This is a genomic window from Nocardia sp. NPDC057455 (genome assembly GCF_042802775.1).
Lineage (GTDB): Bacteria > Actinomycetota > Actinomycetes > Mycobacteriales > Mycobacteriaceae > Nocardia.
Map to the genome: position 1 here is coordinate 1 of NZ_JBHVDM010000069.1, position 16,337 is coordinate 16,337.

At 69.6% G+C, this 16,337-nt stretch carries 13 protein-coding genes; 5 read left to right on the forward strand and 8 right to left on the reverse strand.

The annotated features are described in order from the left end of the window. The first annotated feature begins 118 nt into the window (after positions 1-118). Positions 119-826 carry an FABP family protein gene (locus ACFU5M_RS24315; protein WP_379052881.1) on the forward strand — a complete coding sequence of 236 codons (708 nt, stop codon included), beginning with the start codon at positions 119-121 and terminating at the stop codon, positions 824-826. A gap of 234 nt (positions 827-1,060) precedes the next feature. Here ACFU5M_RS24315 and cydC read toward each other — a convergent pair whose 3' ends face one another. The 5 genes from cydC to ACFU5M_RS24340 form a co-directional block, all read right to left on the reverse strand. Next, complete coding sequence (cydC, locus tag ACFU5M_RS24320) at positions 1,061-2,815, reverse strand: thiol reductant ABC exporter subunit CydC (protein WP_379052920.1); 1,755 nt, start codon at positions 2,813-2,815, stop codon at positions 1,061-1,063. 11 nt (positions 2,816-2,826) lie between these two features. Beyond that, positions 2,827-5,046: an ABC transporter ATP-binding protein/permease gene (locus tag ACFU5M_RS24325; RefSeq protein WP_379052882.1), complete on the reverse strand. Its 2,220-nt coding sequence runs from the start codon at positions 5,044-5,046 to the stop codon at positions 2,827-2,829. A 4-nt stretch (positions 5,047-5,050) separates the two neighbouring features. Beyond that, complete coding sequence (gene cydB, locus ACFU5M_RS24330; protein ID WP_379052883.1) at positions 5,051-6,082, reverse strand: cytochrome d ubiquinol oxidase subunit II; 1,032 nt, start codon at positions 6,080-6,082, stop codon at positions 5,051-5,053. A gap of 11 nt (positions 6,083-6,093) precedes the next feature. Continuing rightward, complete coding sequence (locus ACFU5M_RS24335; protein WP_379052885.1) at positions 6,094-7,587, reverse strand: cytochrome ubiquinol oxidase subunit I; 1,494 nt, start codon at positions 7,585-7,587, stop codon at positions 6,094-6,096. Between the two features lie 343 nt (positions 7,588-7,930). Next, the gene (locus ACFU5M_RS24340; protein ID WP_379052887.1) at positions 7,931-8,851 is read right to left on the reverse strand and encodes an aminodeoxychorismate lyase; all 921 of its coding nucleotides are present in this window, start codon (positions 8,849-8,851) and stop codon (positions 7,931-7,933) included. Positions 8,852-9,033: 182 nt separating this feature from the next. On the opposite strand from ACFU5M_RS24340, the gene ACFU5M_RS24345 reads away from it, so the two are divergent. From ACFU5M_RS24345 to ACFU5M_RS24360, 4 genes are all read left to right on the forward strand, one after another. Then, entirely contained in the window at positions 9,034-10,149 is a 1,116-nt protein-coding gene (locus tag ACFU5M_RS24345) for a YgfZ/GcvT domain-containing protein (RefSeq protein ID WP_379052889.1), read from the forward strand. A gap of 101 nt (positions 10,150-10,250) precedes the next feature. Then, a complete protein-coding gene (locus ACFU5M_RS24350) occupies positions 10,251-10,970 on the forward strand; it encodes an MOSC domain-containing protein (protein ID WP_379052891.1) in 720 nt (239 codons plus the stop codon). Then, positions 10,967-11,920 (forward strand): asparaginase, encoded by a 954-nt coding sequence (locus ACFU5M_RS24355; RefSeq protein WP_379052892.1) that lies wholly within the window; start codon positions 10,967-10,969, stop codon positions 11,918-11,920. The genes ACFU5M_RS24350 and ACFU5M_RS24355 overlap by 4 nt, the downstream gene beginning before the upstream one ends. A gap of 174 nt (positions 11,921-12,094) precedes the next feature. Then, the gene (locus ACFU5M_RS24360; RefSeq protein WP_040864734.1) at positions 12,095-12,304 is read left to right on the forward strand and encodes a DUF3073 domain-containing protein; all 210 of its coding nucleotides are present in this window, start codon (positions 12,095-12,097) and stop codon (positions 12,302-12,304) included. 147 nt (positions 12,305-12,451) lie between these two features. Here ACFU5M_RS24360 and purM read toward each other — a convergent pair whose 3' ends face one another. The 3 genes from purM to ACFU5M_RS24375 form a co-directional block, all read right to left on the reverse strand. Continuing rightward, on the reverse strand, positions 12,452-13,528 hold the full coding sequence (gene purM / locus ACFU5M_RS24365; protein WP_379052894.1) for a phosphoribosylformylglycinamidine cyclo-ligase: 1,077 nt from the start codon (positions 13,526-13,528) through the stop codon (positions 12,452-12,454). Between the two features lie 130 nt (positions 13,529-13,658). Continuing rightward, a complete protein-coding gene (locus tag ACFU5M_RS24370; protein WP_379052896.1) occupies positions 13,659-15,347 on the reverse strand; it encodes an ABC transporter ATP-binding protein in 1,689 nt (562 codons plus the stop codon). Then, positions 15,340-16,314 carry an ABC transporter permease gene (locus ACFU5M_RS24375; protein ID WP_379052921.1) on the reverse strand — a complete coding sequence of 325 codons (975 nt, stop codon included), beginning with the start codon at positions 16,312-16,314 and terminating at the stop codon, positions 15,340-15,342. The genes ACFU5M_RS24370 and ACFU5M_RS24375 overlap by 8 nt, the downstream gene beginning before the upstream one ends. Between the last annotated feature and the right edge of the window lie 23 nt (positions 16,315-16,337).

Below are 16,337 nucleotides of genomic sequence, written 5' to 3' on the forward strand. Positions count from 1 at the left end.
GACTAGGGAGTCGTTAGACTCCGAACGTGGTCCTCTTCTTCGAGATTCTGCTGGTGGCCGTAGCCGTTCTGATCGGCTGGTTCGGCCTCTACGTCTTCTACCGGCTGTTCACCGAATCATGAGCGAACTCGCGAGCGAAGGTTCCAACCCGGCCGAGCGAGCGAGTGAACAACTGAACGGAGACACCCCGGCTGATTCCGCCGGTCGCCGCAGTGGCGACCAGGCCGTAGCCGACGCTGCCGAACGGGCGAAATCGACCGGCGCCCGAAACATCCCCGTCCTACCGGATCTTCCGCTGCCCGAGGACACCGCCAATCTGCGCCTCGGCCCGGATCTGAGCGCCTCGATGCTCGCGCTGCTCCCGCTGGTGGGCGTGTGGCGCGGCGAGGGTGAGGGCAACGATCCCGAACGGGGGGACTACCGGTTCGGCCAGCAGATCGTCGTCTCACACGACGGTGGTGACTACCTTGCCTGGGACTCCCGCTCCTGGGTCATCGAGGCCGACGGTAACTACGGCGGCCCCGACCTGCGGGAGAGCGGCTTCTGGCGGGTCGGCATCGACGGCAACGACGAGGTCATCGAGTTGCTGCTGTCGCACAGCAGCGGCATCGTGGAGCTGTTCTACGGCCAAGCACTGACCCAGTCGTCCTGGGAACTGGCCACCGACGTGGTGATCCGCAGCCAATCCGGTGTCGTCGTGGGCGGCGCCAAGCGCCTCTACGGCATCGTCGAAGGCGGCGATCTGGCCTACGTCGAGGAACGCGTCGTAGCCGACGGCCCCCTCGAACCTCGCCTCTCGGCCCGCCTCCAGCGCTACATCGGCTGAACACCCCCCAGCGCGGAACAGCCCCCGAGCCATACCGGTGCGACTCTCATCGCACGGGTCCGGTCGGACAGACCGGGGCTCGGGGGCCGGGTGACTGCCTGGAATTCGCTTGCGCTCGCGCGGGCGAAATCCACCTGCAGCGGTGGCGCTAGCGGACAGCCACCTCACGTGTCCTATGAATTTCCATTCGTCGAACCACCTCCTCTCTCGTGTACGAACGAATCTAGCGAGGTGTCAGCAACTCGGCAACGGAATTTCTCGGTGGGCGGAATCGGTGCCGCCGCACGGTGTGGCTCGTGCCGCGAATTCCGTTGCGACCAGGCCCGATGCGGTGATCCGGAGCACCGCGTCGGCCTGATGGTCCTCTGGCAGTTGATGTGTGACGACGACCACGATGCGATCGGTTTCGACGAGGCCGCTGTCGACGTCCAGCAGGTCGCGCAGCAGCTGTGCCCCGGGCGCGGCCTCCAAGTGCTCCGTCGGTTCGTCGAGCAGCAGCACCCGCGCCGGTGACACCAGTGCCCGCGCGAGCAGGATCCGGCGACGCTGGCCGCCCGACACAGCGGCCGCTCCCCCGGCCAGGTCGGTGTGCACTCCCTCCGGCAGCCCGTCCAGCCAGTCTGCGAGACCGACTGTCCGCAACGCCTTCTCGGCTTCTTCGGCGGTCAGATCACCACGCGCGACCCGCAGATTCTCCAGCACGGAGGTGCCGAACAAGTGCGCGTCCTCGGCGAAGAAGGTGACGCCGGGGCGAGGTGTGTCGAACATTCCTGCCCACTTCATCAGCAGAGTCGTCTTCCCAGCGCCGCTGGGACCGGCCACCACGATCCGCCGTCCCCGAGGCAGTTCCGGCACGCGCGCGCCGAGCGCCCGCGCCGAGTCGGCGAGGTTCGTCCGCCGTCCTTCCTGCTGCGACTCGTAACCGACCTGGGAGGCAGAGGAGTTCGTCGCGGTGCCGGTGGGCGAACCGGGTTCGAAGTCGTCCAGGCGATGCAGAGCGGCACGGGCGGTCGTCAAGGCCTGCGCCGCCGCGGGCAGCGGACCGACCGCTTCGAACGCCGAGAGGGGCAAGAGGACCAGGACGACCAGCGCCATCGGTGTCATCGCGCCCGTCGTGCCGCCATCCGGGCCGTAGACGGTGATGCCGATCAACAGGGCGCCCAGCACTGCGACGCCGATCGAGAGTGGTGTCGCGGCGGCCGACCAGGCGCTGCGCCAGGCGGCCCGGTCTTCCGCGGTGACTGCCCGGCGTGACGCAGCTGCGGCCGCGCCGAGGGCGGCGTCGAGGCGACCCGCGACACGCAATTCGGCGGCGTGGTCGAGGACCGTCAGAGCCCGCGCGGTGAACTCCGCGCGGTCGGCGCGCACGGCGCGTTCCGCCTCGGACGCGGCAGCCGCCGACAACCAGGGCGCGACGACGCCCGACAGCGCAAGCGCACCCGCCAAAATCGCGGCCGCGGGCGGCGAGATCGTGGCCAGGAGCGCGACGGCGGCGACCGAGAGGACGAGGGCGACCGCTACCGGCACGAACACGCGGACCACCACGGCACCGAGGTCGTCGATGTCGCTGCTTACGCGGACCAGGAGATCACCGCGGCGCGGCGGCTTCATTTCCCCGGCCGGCGCATCCGACCGGTCGTCCGCGCTCGGCGAGACCTGGGGTCGGCGCAGCCAGAAATCCGAGCGCGCCAGCGTGCGGTAGACCGTGGTGCGCGCGGTCATCATGGCACGCAGGGCGACGTCGTGCGTGGCGAGACGTTCCAGGTACCGGCACAGACCGCGCGAGATGCCGAGCGCGCGCACCGCGACGACGGCGATACTCAGGTCGAGCACCGGCGGCATCTGCCAGGCTCGCGCGATCAGCCAGGCCGCCAGCGCGGCGAGCCCCAGTCCGCTGCCCAGCGCCAGCACGCCCCATCCGATCGCCACCGCGACCCGCCCGCGGGACAGTTCGAGCAGCGTCCACATCCGGCGTAGATCATCGAACATCGTGGAGCCGCTCAACGCAGGACCTCCGCCCGGTCGGCGCACACCTGGACGACGTGGTCAGCGGCGGCCAGCACACTCGGGCGATGGCCGATGACGACGACGGTCGCGCCCGCGCGAGCCCGGACCCGGAGGGCGGCCAGCACGGTGGCTTCAGCGGCGGCGTCGAGATGCGCGGTCGGCTCGTCGAGCAGCAGGATCGGCCGATCAGTGGCCAGCACCCTGGTCAGCGCGAGACGTTGGCGCTGGCCGAGCGACAAGCCGATGCCGCCCGGGCCGACCACGGTGTTCCAGCCGTGGGGCAGATCCTCCAGCACGGCATCGAAACCGGTGGCCAGACAGGCGGCTTCGAGATCGTCGACGACGCGCGCCGGGCCGCGGGCGGCACGGTCCACCGTTCGCGCGCCGAGCAGTTCGAGATTGTCCCGCAACGTGCCCGGCACCAGCACCGGCCGCTGCGGCAGCCAGGCCACGCGCGCCCACCATCGGTCCGGGTCCAGTTGCCGGACGTCCACACCGTCGACGGTCACGGCGCCTCGATCGGGTGTGATCAGGCCCAGGATCGCCTGCAACGCGGTCGATTTGCCGCTTCCGTTGGGACCGGCGAGCACCGTGAGGGAGCCGGGCCGCAAGGTCGCCGACAGGCCCGCGGGGGCGTACCCGTCTCGCGCCTGCACCGAGAGGTCATGGAGTTCGATCGCGCCCAGGCCTGCGGAGCTGCCGCGACGAACCGTCGCCATGGCGGGCTCCGGCACGGCACGGCAATCGTTTGCCGCATCGACGCCCGCCGGTTCGTCCGTTGCCACCGCGTGCTCTACGCCGTGGCCGGGCACCCACCGGATCGGCCCGTCGTCGGAGTCCGTCGCCACCGCACCATCCGCACCGGACCCGGCCACCCACTCGACCGGCTCGTCCTCGGAGTCCGTCGCCACCGCGCTGTGACCGAGCAGCTGCGCGATCGGGTCGTCGTCAGGGCCCGCTGCCGCTGCGCCTTCCACACCGTGGCCAGGCAGCCACGCGATCGGCCGGCCGCCGGGGTCCGGTGCCGCCGTGCCCTCCACACCGCGACCGGGCACCCACGCGGTGGGGTCGTCGTCAGGGTGCGGTGCCGCCGTGCCCTGCACACCGCGACCGCGTACCCACGCGGTCGGCTCGCCGTCAAGTGCCGTGGCCGTGCCGGCACCGCCGCCGACGCGCTCGGCAGGCGTGGACTCGAGGATGGCGAACGCTTTGTCCGCGGCCGCCATGCCGTCCTGGGCGGCGTGGAACCGTTCGCCCACCATGCGCAGTGGCAGGTACACCTCGGGGGCGAGCACCAGGACCACCAGGCCCGCGTACAGACTCATTTCGCCGTAGACCAGCCGCAGCCCGATCGAGACCGCGATCAGCGCCACGCTCAGGGTCGCGAGCATCTCCAGCACCATCGAGGACAGGAAAGCGACGCGCAGCGCCCGCATCGTGCGTCGCCGCAAAGCGTCACCGAGATCACGCACGCGGTGCTGCATGGTGCGTGCGGGGTCACGGCCAGTTCCGGCGTCGCCTTCCCGTCCGCCGGGATCGGATTCCGCGTCGCCGGTCTCGCGGCCGAGCGCGCGCAAGGTCGGCATGCCTGTGAACAGGTCGAGCAATTGGTCCGACAGCCGCGTGGTGGCCGCGAGGGTGGCTTCGGCCCGCCCCTGGGTCAGCAGCCCGATGAGGATCATGAAGATCGGGATGAGCGGCAAGGTGATCACCGCGATCACACCGGAGGCCGGATCATGGACCGCGATGACCGTGAGCACGATCGGCGGCACCAGCACCGCCAGCAGCAGAGCGGGCACGTAACCGACGAGATAGCCGCGCAGCCCGGACAAGCCCGTGCCGACGACCACGGCCAACTCCGTTCGGCGCGTGTCGAGTTCGCGCGGCGACAGCCGTGCGCCCGCAGCGAGCACCGCGCCCTCCAGCTCCGCGACCACGCTCGCGCCCGCTCGGTGCGCCAGCCGGGACTGCGCCCAGGTGGCGAGCACCCGCCCTGCGATCGCGAGCGAGAGTACGACCAGTTCGACCGTCCACGCGCCCAGGGTGCGCGAGCCCGGATCGGTGACCACCCCCGCCAGCACTCGTCCGATCAGCAACGCAGCCACCACGATCGCCCCGGTGACGACCAGCGACAGAGCCACACTCAGCGCGAGATAGCCGCGCGCCGAGCGGGCGTACCGCCACAGGCGCGGATCGATCGGCGGGCGGGCCATGACATCAATCCTGTACGCGCTGCATGGGCAGGCCGACCGGGGGTGGGATCTGCTCGACGGTGATCCGCTTGCGGAACACCCAGTACGTCCAGCCCTGGTACACCAGCACAACTGGCGTAGCCAGCGCCGCGGCCCAACTCATCACCTTCAGCGTGTACGGCGTCGAGGAGGCGTTGTAGATCGTCAGGTCGAAGGCCGCGTCGAGGGTCGAGGGAAGCACATTCGGGAACAGCGACCCGAACAGCAGCGCGGTCGCCGCCGCGACGGTCACCGTGGTGCCGGTGAACGCCCACCCGTCACGCTGAGCGAAGTCGGCGACCGCGGCGACGACCAGGCCGAGCACGGCCGACCCCAGCGGGATCCAGGTCCAGCCGGTCCCGTAGGACAGCTGGGTCCACAATCCGAATCCGCCGACCACGACCACCGTCGGTGCCAGCAGCAGCCGGGCGGTGCGCCGCGCGTCGTCGCGTACCTCGCCTGCCGTCTTGAGCACCAGGAACATCGCTCCGTGCAGCGCGAACAACAATCCGGTCGCCAACCCGCCGAGCAGGGCGTAGGGCCCGAACAAGTCGGCCACCGATCCCCCGAACTGCTTCTTCTCGTCGAGCGGAACCCCGTGCACCACATTGGCGAACACCCAGCCCCAGGCCAGCGCCGGAACCCAGGAACCGATGCCGATGCCGATATCGCAGCGCGCCCGCCAGCGCGGGTCGTCGATCTTGCCGCGGTACTCGATCGCGCAGATCCGCAGAATCAGCGCGACGAGCACGAGCAGCAACGCCAGGTAGAAGCCGGAGAACAGGCTGGCGTACCACTCCGGGAACGCGGCGAACATCGCGGCGCCCGCGGTGATCAGCCAGACCTCGTTGGCGTCCCACACCGGCCCGATGGTGTTGAGCACCGCGCGCCTGCGCCGGTCGGACCCCTTGCCGAGGATCGGCATGAGCATGCCGACGCCGAAGTCGAAGCCCTCCAGCACGAAGTATCCGGTGAACAGCGCGCCGATCAGGACGAACCAGAACTCTTGCAGACTCATCGCCGGCTCTCCTAGTAGGCGAACGAAAGGTGTTCGACGGCGGACTCTTCGGACCGTTGGCCGCCCGAGGTCGCATCCGGGCCGTGCGGCTCGGACGCGGCGGGTGCGGCCGGATCGGGTCCGTGGACCACGTACCGGCGCATCAGGTAGAACCACACGATCGCGAGCGCGCCGTACAGCAGCGTGAAGGTGATCAGCGAGAACAGCACGACGCCGGGCGAGTGGTTCGAGACGCCCTGCTGCACGGTGAGGCGCAGGTTCGGGTCACCGGTGGGATTGGGTACGACCACCCAGGGCTGGCGCCCCATCTCGGTGAACACCCAGCCGGCGCTGTTGGCCAGGAACGGCGTCGGGATGACCAGCAGGCTCAACCAGGAGAACCAGCGCTGGTCCGGCACCCGGCCGCGGCGAGTCAGCCACAACCCGGCCAGCGCGAGCAGCGCAGAGCCCGCCGACAACCCGATCATGGCGCGGAACGACCAGTAGGTGACGAACAGGTTGGGGCGGTAGTCACCGACGCCGAACTTCTCGTTGTAAGCCTTCTGCAGGTCGACCACGCCGTCCAAGGTCACGCCGGTGAACTCGCCCTCCGCCAGCCAGGGCAGCACGTACGGCACTTCGAGCACGTGGATGACGCTGTCGCAGTTGTTGTGCGTGCCGACGGTGAGCACGGAGAAGTCGGGGTCGGGCGCGGTATGGCACAGCGATTCCGCCGAGGCCATCTTCATCGGCTGCTGCTCGAACATCAGCTTGCCCTGCACGTCACCGGTGTAGACCAGTGCCGCCAGCGACACGATCGTCACGACGATGCCCGCCCGCGCCGCCGGCCGCCACATCGCCCGCGCCTCGGCCAGTTTGGCTTCGTCGCCGCCGCGCGCGTTGCGCACCATCCACCACCCTGCGATGCCGGCGACGAAAGTGCCCGCCGTCAGGAAGGATCCGGCGACCACGTGCGGGAAGGCCGCCAGCAGTGTGTTGTTGGTGAGCACCTCCACGATGCTCTGCAGCTCCGCGCGGCCGGTTTCCGGGTTGTAGCGGGCGCCGACCGGATGCTGCATGAACGAGTTGGCCGCGACGATGAAGTACGCCGAGGCGTTCACGCCGATCGCGACCATCCAGATCGCGCCCAAGTGCAGCAGTTTGGGCAATCGGGTCCAGCCGAAGATCCACAGCCCGAGGAAGGTCGACTCCATGAAGAAGGCGATCAGGCCTTCCAAGGCCAGCGGGGCGCCGAACACGTCACCGACGAACCGGGAGTACTCGCTCCAGTTCATGCCGAACTGGAACTCCTGCACGATGCCGGTCGCGACGCCGAGCGCGAAGTTGATCAGGAACAGCTTGCCGAAGAACTTGGTCAGCCGCAGCCAGTGCTGCTTGCCGGTGACGACCCACGCCGTCTGCATGGCCGCAACCAGCGGCGCGAGACCGATCGTCAGCGGCACCAGAAGGAAGTGATAGACCGTGGTGATGCCGAACTGCCATCGGGAGATGTCCAAGGCGTTCAAGCCGGCCTCCTCTATCTACGACGTGTCGTAGTAAGACTACGTCGGAGACGACCGGCAACTAGTGAGTCCTAGGCCACGCCACCAGGCAGATTCCGCCCATTTCGCCTGTTTCCCGTGCTCATCGCCACCCCGTGCCCGCCCGAGTAGGACGGAGATCACGGAGCGACGCCGATCACCGCGTCGGCACCGCCGTCCGCGCCGGGCCGGCGTGACCACCGATCCCGTCTACGCGAGGCGATTCGCCGGGTCGGCCCGGAACTCGAGCGGCATCGGGCGCAGAACTTCGAACGCGAATTCGTGCCGCCTCACCGGCCCGGCACGAATACCCGGAGAGGCGGCACGATCACCAGTCGCCGATGGCCCCGGCCCGCTCGATGCCGCGATCGACCAGCCCGATGATCTCTTCGGCGTTGTCCGGCGCGGACATCCGCAGCCCGTCGAGCGAATTGACCCGCGCCGCAAGCGAGATGCTCGACAGCATCCAGACGCTGTCGCAGGTGAGCAGGTCGGCGGTGAACAGCGAGTCGTAGCGGCAGCGCCAGCCCGCCTTCTCGGCTTCGGCGAACAGCGCGCGCTGCGTGACGCCGGGCAGCACGCCGTTCTTCGCGGGCGGGGTGATCAATTGCTTGTCGCGGGCGATCACCACGGTGGACCGCGGCCCTTCCAGCACCCGGTTCTCCGTGCTGGTGAAGATCACGTCGTCCGCGCCCATCCGCGCGGCGAACCGCAGGGCGGCCATATTGGTGGCGTAGGAGAGCGTCTTGGCGCCGAGCAGCTGCCAGGGCGCCGCCTGCGCGAGGTCGACCGAGATGCCGCGCGAGAGGCTCACCACCGCGATACCTTCGGTGCGGGCCTTCTCCACGCGCTCGGGCACCGGCGCCACGAGCACGAAAGCCGTCGGCACCGGCACGGCGGCAGCGAGGTCACCGGTCTTGACCTTGTCGGGCGCGCCGGCCAGCTCGGAGTCGCGGCCGCGGGTCAGCACCAGCCGCATCACCCCTTCGCGTTCGCTGCCCCACTCCTTGGCGGCGGTCTCCACCGCCTCGCGCCACTTGCCCAGTTCCGGCTCGGGCAGATCGAGCGCCTGTGCGGAGCGGCGCAGTCTGCCTAGATGAAATTCGATCGCACACGCGACGCCCGCGCGCACGAGCACCGTTTCGAACACACCGTCGCCACGTAATACGCCGATATCGTCAGCAAACAACAACGGCGCATCCGAATCTCGGACCGCACCATCGAGAGTTACCAGAACTCGATCCACCATGCGACGAGCGTAGGCGGTGTGAGCGGCCAATGCCTACGTCACGGCCGCTTTTGCCAGACCTTTTGTGCAGCCGCACCGCAGCGCCCGCCTTAATGCTCGGACAATGCCGATCGGCTATGCCGGACCGCGGCGTCGTGGCCCGGTTCGCGCATCGCCGGGCCGCCCCGCCTAGAGTGGAGAAGGTGTCCGTGGTCGTTGCGCCCAGCCCCCTGCTCGATGTGTCGGGAGCCGTCGCGGGAGCGGCGGGTTCGCCCGACGCCGCCGTCGCCTGGCATTACGGCGATCCGTTCGGCGAACAGCGCGCCGCGGTGGATCGCGCCGCGATCGTCGACCGCTCGCACCGATTCGTCCTGCGCATCACCGGCGGGGAGCGGCTGACCTGGTTGCACACCATCACCAGTCAGCATGTCGCCGCCCTCGGCGACGGACAGTCCGCCGAGAACCTCGACCTGGATCTCAACGGCCGGGTGCAGCATCACTTCGTGCTCACCGAGCTGGACGGCACCGTCTGGATCGATACCGAGGCCGAGCGCGGTCCCGGCCTGCTCGGGTTCCTGCAGAAGATGGTGTTCTGGGCCGACGCCGCGCCGGTCGAAGCCGCCGACCACGCGGTGCTGAGCCTGCTCGGACCGGGCGTAGCCGACCTGACCGAAGCGCTCGGCGTCCCGGCCCTGCCCGGTGTGTACGAGGCGGCGCCGCTGCCCGGCGGCGGCTTCCTGCGCCGGATGCCGTGGCCGACGGCGGACTCCTTCGACTTGGTCGTCCCGCGCGACCGGCTGACCGACCTCTGGACCCGGCTCACCGCGGCAGGCGCCACCCCCGCCGGGATGTGGGCGTTCGAGGCGCTGCGCGTCGCGGCCGTTCGCCCGCGGATCGGCCTGGACACCGACGAGCGGACCATCCCGCACGAGGCCCGCTGGATCGGCGGCGTCGCAGAACACGGAGCGGTGCACCTGGACAAGGGCTGCTATCGCGGCCAGGAGACCGTGGCCAGGGTGCACAACCTCGGCAAGCCGCCGCGGCACCTGCTGCTGTTGCACCTGGACGGTTCGGCGGACGAGCGCCCGGTCACCGGCGACGACATCACCGCGGGTGGCCGCGCGGTCGGCAGGCTCGGCACGGTCATCGACCACTACGAGTTCGGCCCGATCGCCCTCGCACTGGTCAAGCGCGCCGTTCCGGCCGATACCGCGCTGGCCGCCGGACCGGTGGCCGCGTCCATCGATCCCGATTCGGTGCCCGTCGACGACGTGCCGCAGGCGGGCCGGGTCGCGGTCGACCGGTTGCGCGGGCGTTGATCCGTTGACGAAACACCGTCCGGCGTGGGATTTTTCCAGCCGACACGCCCACCCGTGCTCAGCGCCGAGCCTCCCCATCCGTGACGAGAGGAGCGCTGCCCATGCGCGTCGGTGATACCGGCGAGGTGCTCGCCGCCTGTGTCGTGCACGCCGATCTCGAGGTGCCGACCAGGGTGGGTCGTACCGCTATCGACAAGCGACCGGTGACGGGCCGGGTCGCGGTACGCGCACTCGGCTTGGACGGCGATCACGTCTGCGATACCAAGCACCACGGTGGCGTGCACCAGGCCGTCTACGCCTACGCCGACGAGGACGCCCGCCGCTGGGGCACGGAACTCGGCCGTGCGCTGCCCGCCGGGTGGTTCGGCGAGAACCTGCGGGTCGGTGGACTTCCGGTCAGCGACTCGGTGATCGGCGCGCGCTGGTCGGTCGGCGACACTCTGCTGGAGGTCAGCGCTGCGCGCGTGCCGTGCGCGACGTTCCAGCACTGGAGCGGCGAGCGGCAGTGGGTCAAACGGTTCGCCCTGCGCAGCGACACCGGCGCCTACCTGCGGGTGCTCACCGAGGGAACGATCGGAGCGGGCGACCGCATCTCGGTGGTGCACGTCCCCGAGCACGGCATCACCGTCCGCGACCTGTTCACCGGCGCCGATCTCGACCTGCTGGCGATCCTGCTCGCCGACGAGCCGACCATCTCCGACGATGTGCGCATGCAGGTCGAACGGCACGCGCGCAGGCATACCAACGCCACGCGGGCCGCGGCGCACCGGCATGCGGCGGCCGGCCGCACCGACGACATCGGCACGGGAGCGCAACTGTGAGTGTGGAACTGGTCGAAGTCGTCCGCTCCGGCTTCCGCGAATGCGTGCACCGCGGCTCGGTGGTGGCGCTCGACGCGGCGGGCGAGCCCACCCTCGAACTCGGCGAAGTGCACCTGCCGATCTTCCCGCGCTCGACGAACAAGCCGATGCAGACGATCACTCTGCTGCGCAACGGTTTCCAACCGCTCGACGACGCCGAACTGGCCATCGCCACCGCCTCCCACTTCGGCGAACCGGACCACATCGCGCTGGTGCGCAGACTGCTGGACCGCTTCGGTCTGCCCGACTCCGCCCTGGCCTGCCCGCCCGATCTGCCGTACGACGAGCGCGCCCGCGCCGCGGTGCTTTCCGGCGGACAACCGCCCCATCCGATCTACATGAACTGCTCCGGCAAGCACGCGGCGATGCTGGCGACCTGCGCGGTCAACGGCTGGCCCACCGAGGGCTACCAGGACCGGACGCATCCGCTGCAGCGCGCGGTGATCGCAACGGTGGCCGACCTGACCGGCGAGCCGGAAGCCGATCTGGGCATCGACGGCTGCGGGCTGCCGATCATCCCGGTCTCGCTGGTCAACCTCGCGCGGGTGTTCTCGGCCATGGCGACGGCCGAGCCCGGCACCCCGGAGCGCCGGGTCGCCGACGCGGTGCGCGCGCATCCGCGAGTGATTTCCGGCACGAACGGGGCCGATCTGCTCGCCATGCAGGCCACCCCTGGGTTGGTGTGCAAGATCGGCGCGGACGGCGTGCACGCAGGCGCGTTGCCGGACGGATCGGCTTTCGCGTACAAGATCGAAGACGGCCACGATCGAGCGCGAATGCCGTTGACGCTGGCGATTCTGCATCGGATGGGGATCGCGTGGACCGATGCGCATGCCGAGCTGGCGGCCCCGGCGGTGCTCGGCGGGGGCGCGCGGGTCGGTGTGATTCGCGCGATACCAGGGGTCGTCTAGGTATCCACCGCAGGGCGACAAGCGGGCAAACGGCACCGGTTCCGGAGTTCTTCACCCACTCCTGGAAGCGGGACCGCCTGACACACGCTAAAGTGTCTGTCAGGAAGAGTATTAATTCGAACGGGGCCGCCACCAAACCCCAGGCCGCCCCGCTGTGACGCGAGGGGGTCAGCCATGGGCCGTGGCCGGGCTAAGGCAAAGCAGACCAAGGTCGCGCGCGAGCTGAAGTACAGCTCGACGCCGACCGACTTCGCGAGCCTTCAGCGCGAGCTTTCGGGAAGCCCCACCTCCCAGCGGAGTGGTGGTGTGCTGTCCGATGAGCACGACGCGGACGACTCTTTGTCCCGCTGGGACGAGGACGACTACGACGACTGGCGCCGCTGACTCGGATTTACGTCTGAAGGGGGAGGCCGGCGGGCCTCCCCCTTCGATCGTTGTCGCGGGTTGACGTCACAGGCGCCGAAAAGGCTTGCAACACACCAGAGTCCCGCATCGAACGAGGATGCGGGACTCTGACGTGTCTTCGCCGCGTCAGAACCGCGGATGCTCCCCGACCAAGACGGCGCGCAAGGCGTCGGCGTCTTTGGCCTTCTTGACGGTGCCCAGCGTCCAGCACTCGATGTGCCGCGCGGTCAGCACCGCCAGCGCTCGGTCCACGTCCTCCGGTGCGACAACGGCGACCATGCCGACGCCCATGTTGAACGTCTTCTCCATCTCGGCCCGCTCCACCCGGCCGCGCTGGGCGATCATCTTGAAAACCGGCGCCGGGTTCCAGGTGCCGCGATCCAGTTCGGCCACCATGCCCGGGGGCAGCACCCTGGCCAGGTTCGCCGTCAGGCCGCCGCCGGTGACGTGGGCGAAAGTGCGCACGTCGGTCTCGGCGATCAGCGCGAGGCAGTCCTTGGCGTAGATCCGGGTCGGCTCGAGCAGTTCCTCACCCAAGGTGCGGCCGAATTCCTCGACGTGGCCGGTGAGCGACATGCGGTCGATGTCGAGCAACACCTTGCGGGCCAGGCTGTAGCCGTTGGAGTGCAGTCCGGAGGACCCCATGGCGATCACCACGTCGCCGGGACGCACCCGGTCGGGACCGAGCACCGCGTCGGCCTCGACCACGCCGATGCCGGTGGCGGACAAGTCGTAATCGTCCGGGTCCATCAGCCCGGGATGCTCGGCGGTCTCACCGCCGAGTAGCGCGCAACCGGCGCGCACACAGCCCTCCGCGATACCGGAGACCAGTTCGGCGACCTTCTCCGGGACGACCTTGCCGATGGCGATGTAGTCCTGCAGGAACAGTGGCTCCGCACCACAGACCACGAGATCGTCCACCACCATCGCGACCAGGTCGAGACCGACGGTGTCGTGCTTGTCCATCGCCTGCGCCACCGCGATCTTGGTGCCGACGCCGTCGGTGGAGGCCGCCAGCAGCGGTTCCCGGTAGCCGCCCTTCAACGCGAACAACCCGGCGAAACCGCCGAGGCCGCCTTGAACCTCGGGCCGGGTCGCCTTCTTCGCCAATGGCCCGAACAACTGGACTGCGCGGTCACCTGCCTCGATGTCCACGCCTGCCGCGGCGTATGAGGCACCACCACTGGGGGTCTGTTCAGTCATCTTCGGGGAAAGCTCCAAACCGAATCGGCGGATAGATGCCTGCTCACGCTACCGGAGCCGGATAACGACCCCGCACCGGTGTTGGCTCGCCCTCTTGACAATAGGGCAGAACCAACCGTAAAGCGGACGATCAGTCCGCCTCTTCTGTATCGAGCCGTCCGGCCTGCTCCCGGCGGCGGCGTTGCCGCACCGGGTCGGGCACCGGCACCGCGCCGACCAGGCGCCGGGTGTACTCCTCCCGCGGCGCGCGCAGAATGCGATTCCGCTCACCCTCCTCGACCACCGCCCCGTCGCGCAACACCACGATCCGGTCGGCGAGCTGGTCGACCACCGCCAGGTCGTGGCTGATGAACAGGCATGCCCAGCCGCACTCGCGCTGTAACTGACCGAACAGCTCCAGCACCGCCGCCTGCACCGACACGTCCAGCGCGCTGGTCGGCTCGTCGGCGACCAGCAGATCCGGGTCGAGCACCAAGGCTCGGGCCAGGCTCGCGCGCTGACGCTGCCCGCCGGACAACTCGTGCGGGTAGCGGTGTTCGGCGCCCGCGGGCAAACGCACGTCGTCGAGCAGTCCGCGTACCCTGGCTCGGATCTGCGCGGAGCTTCCGGCCTTGTGCACGAACAACGGCTCGGCCACGCACTCACCGACGGTGAGCCGGGGGTTCAGCGAACTGGCCGGGTCCTGGAAGACGAATCCGAAACGCCGCCGGATGGGCCGCAGCCTGCGCTGCGACAGCCCCACGATGTCCTGCCCGCGCACGCGGACCGTCCCGGAGGTCGGCCGTTGCAGCGCCGCCACGCAGCGGCCGATGGTCGACTTGCCCGATCCGGATTCTCCGACCAGGCCCAGCGTCTCGCCGGGCGCGATGCGCAGGCTCACCCCGTCCACGGCGCGGAACCGCGGCCGGCCGAACGCGCCGGGGAATTCGACCACCAAGTCGCGAATCTCGAGCACCGGATCGGTTTCGGTTCCGGTGCGGTCGGGCGGCCCGTGCTCGATCTGCTCGGCGCCCAGGTGCGGTACCGCGGCCAGCAGGGCGCGGGTGTACTCCGCCGCGGGACGGGCGAACAGCTCGTCCACCGGCGCCTGCTCGACCACCGCGCCGTCGCGCATCACCACCACGCGGTCGGCGATATCGGCGACCACGCCCATGTTGTGGGTGATCAGCACGATCGCGCTGCCGATCCGGTCGCGCAGGTCCCGCAGCAGGGCGAGGATCTCGGCCTGCACCGTGACGTCCAGCGCCGTGGTCGGCTCGTCGGCGATGATCACCTTCGGTTCACAGGCGATGGCGATGGCGATCACCACACGTTGTTTCTGTCCACCGGAGAGCTGATGCGGGTAGTAACCCACCCGGTGCTCCGGGTCGGGCAATCCCACCAGGCGCAGCAATTCCACCGCGCGTGCCTTCGCGGCCTTCTTGGTCATGTCGGTGTGCGCCCGCAGCGCCTCGCCGATTTGGAAACCGACGGTGAACAACGGGTCCAGCGCTAGGCCGGGTTCCTGGAACACCATCGAGATCGCACCGCCGCGCACCGCGGTGAGCTGCTTTTCGCTCATCGCGGTGACCTGCTCGGTGCCCAGGGTGACCAGGCCACGCACGGTGGCGGTGGCGGGCAGCAACCCCATCGCGGTGCGCGAGCTGACCGACTTGCCCGAACCGGATTCCCCGACGACGGCCAGCACCTCCCCCGGATAGACCTCGTAGGAGACGTCGGTGACCGCGTGCACGGGACCCGTATCGGTGGCGAAGGTGACCGACAGCGATTCGATGGACAGGGCGGGGCGGCCCCGGTCCGCCGCGCAGGACTCAGGCATCGGTCACACCCTTTCCTCCGTCCGGCGCTACACCGGGCTTGCTCGCCACCGCCGCAGCGCGACGGGTACGCAGGATCGGGTTGAGCACTTCGTTGAGGCTCTCGCCGACCAAGGTCATGCCGAGCACGACGAGCACGATCGCGACACCGGGGAAGACACCGGTCCACCAGATGCCGTTGGACACGTCCGACAGCGCTTTGTTCAGGTCGAAGCCCCATTCCGCCGCCTGGGTCGGTTCGATGCCGAAACCGAGGAAGCCCAGCCCGGCCAGGGTGAGGATGGCCTCCGACCCGTTGAGCGTGACGATCACCGGCAGCGATTGGGTGACGTTGGCGAGAATGTGCCGGAACAGGATTCGCGTGGTCGACGCACCGGTCACCCGGGCCGCGTCGACGTACGGCTCCTGCTTCACGGCCACGGTCGCATTGCGCACCACCCGGAAGTACTGCGGCACGAAGACCGCCGTGATGGCCACCGCCGCGGACAACACACCACCGAGGCTGGTCGAGCGGCCGCCCGCGACCACGATGGATACCACGATCGCCAGCAGCAGCGTCGGAAACGCGTACATCGCGTCCATGAGCAGCACCAGCAGCCGGTCCGGCCACCGGCCGAGGTAGCCGGACAGCAGCCCCAGCGGCACCCCGATCAGCAGCGAGAGCACCAGCGAGATCGTGATCACCCACAGTGCGGTGCGCGCACCGTAGATCACCCGGGAGAACACGTCCTCGCCGCGCACCGAGGTGCCGAACCAATGCTCGGCCGACGGAGCCTGCTGGCGGGCGAACTCGACGCCGTCGGCGGCGCTCTGAGCGAACCCGTACGGAGCGATCAGCGGGGCGAAGACGGCGACGACCACGAAGACGCCGACCAACGCGAGCCCGAGGAGCAGCGTCGCGCGCTGCAATCCCGCGGTCATCGAGAACAACCGCAGGCCTGGTACGCCCCTTCGCGGCGCGGACGGCATCACCGGAGGTTCGTTCGCCAGTT

Bases quoted from the DNA above. Each gene is read 5' to 3' on its own strand.
- ACFU5M_RS24315 (WP_379052881.1), top strand. From the start codon at position 119: ATGAGCGAACTCGCGAGCGAAGGTTCCAACCCGGCCGAGCGAGCGAGT.
- cydC (WP_379052920.1), bottom strand. From the start codon at position 2,815: ATGTTCGATGATCTACGCCGGATGTGGACGCTGCTCGAACTGTCCCGC.
- ACFU5M_RS24325 (WP_379052882.1), bottom strand. From the start codon at position 5,046: ATGGCCCGCCCGCCGATCGATCCGCGCCTGTGGCGGTACGCCCGCTCG.
- cydB (WP_379052883.1), bottom strand. From the start codon at position 6,082: ATGAGTCTGCAAGAGTTCTGGTTCGTCCTGATCGGCGCGCTGTTCACC.
- ACFU5M_RS24340 (WP_379052887.1), bottom strand. From the start codon at position 8,851: ATGGTGGATCGAGTTCTGGTAACTCTCGATGGTGCGGTCCGAGATTCG.
- ACFU5M_RS24350 (WP_379052891.1), top strand. From the start codon at position 10,251: ATGCGCGTCGGTGATACCGGCGAGGTGCTCGCCGCCTGTGTCGTGCAC.
- ACFU5M_RS24360 (WP_040864734.1), top strand. From the start codon at position 12,095: ATGGGCCGTGGCCGGGCTAAGGCAAAGCAGACCAAGGTCGCGCGCGAG.
- purM (WP_379052894.1), bottom strand. From the start codon at position 13,528: ATGACTGAACAGACCCCCAGTGGTGGTGCCTCATACGCCGCGGCAGGC.
- ACFU5M_RS24370 (WP_379052896.1), bottom strand. From the start codon at position 15,347: ATGCCTGAGTCCTGCGCGGCGGACCGGGGCCGCCCCGCCCTGTCCATC.
- ACFU5M_RS24375 (WP_379052921.1), bottom strand. From the start codon at position 16,314: ATGCCGTCCGCGCCGCGAAGGGGCGTACCAGGCCTGCGGTTGTTCTCG.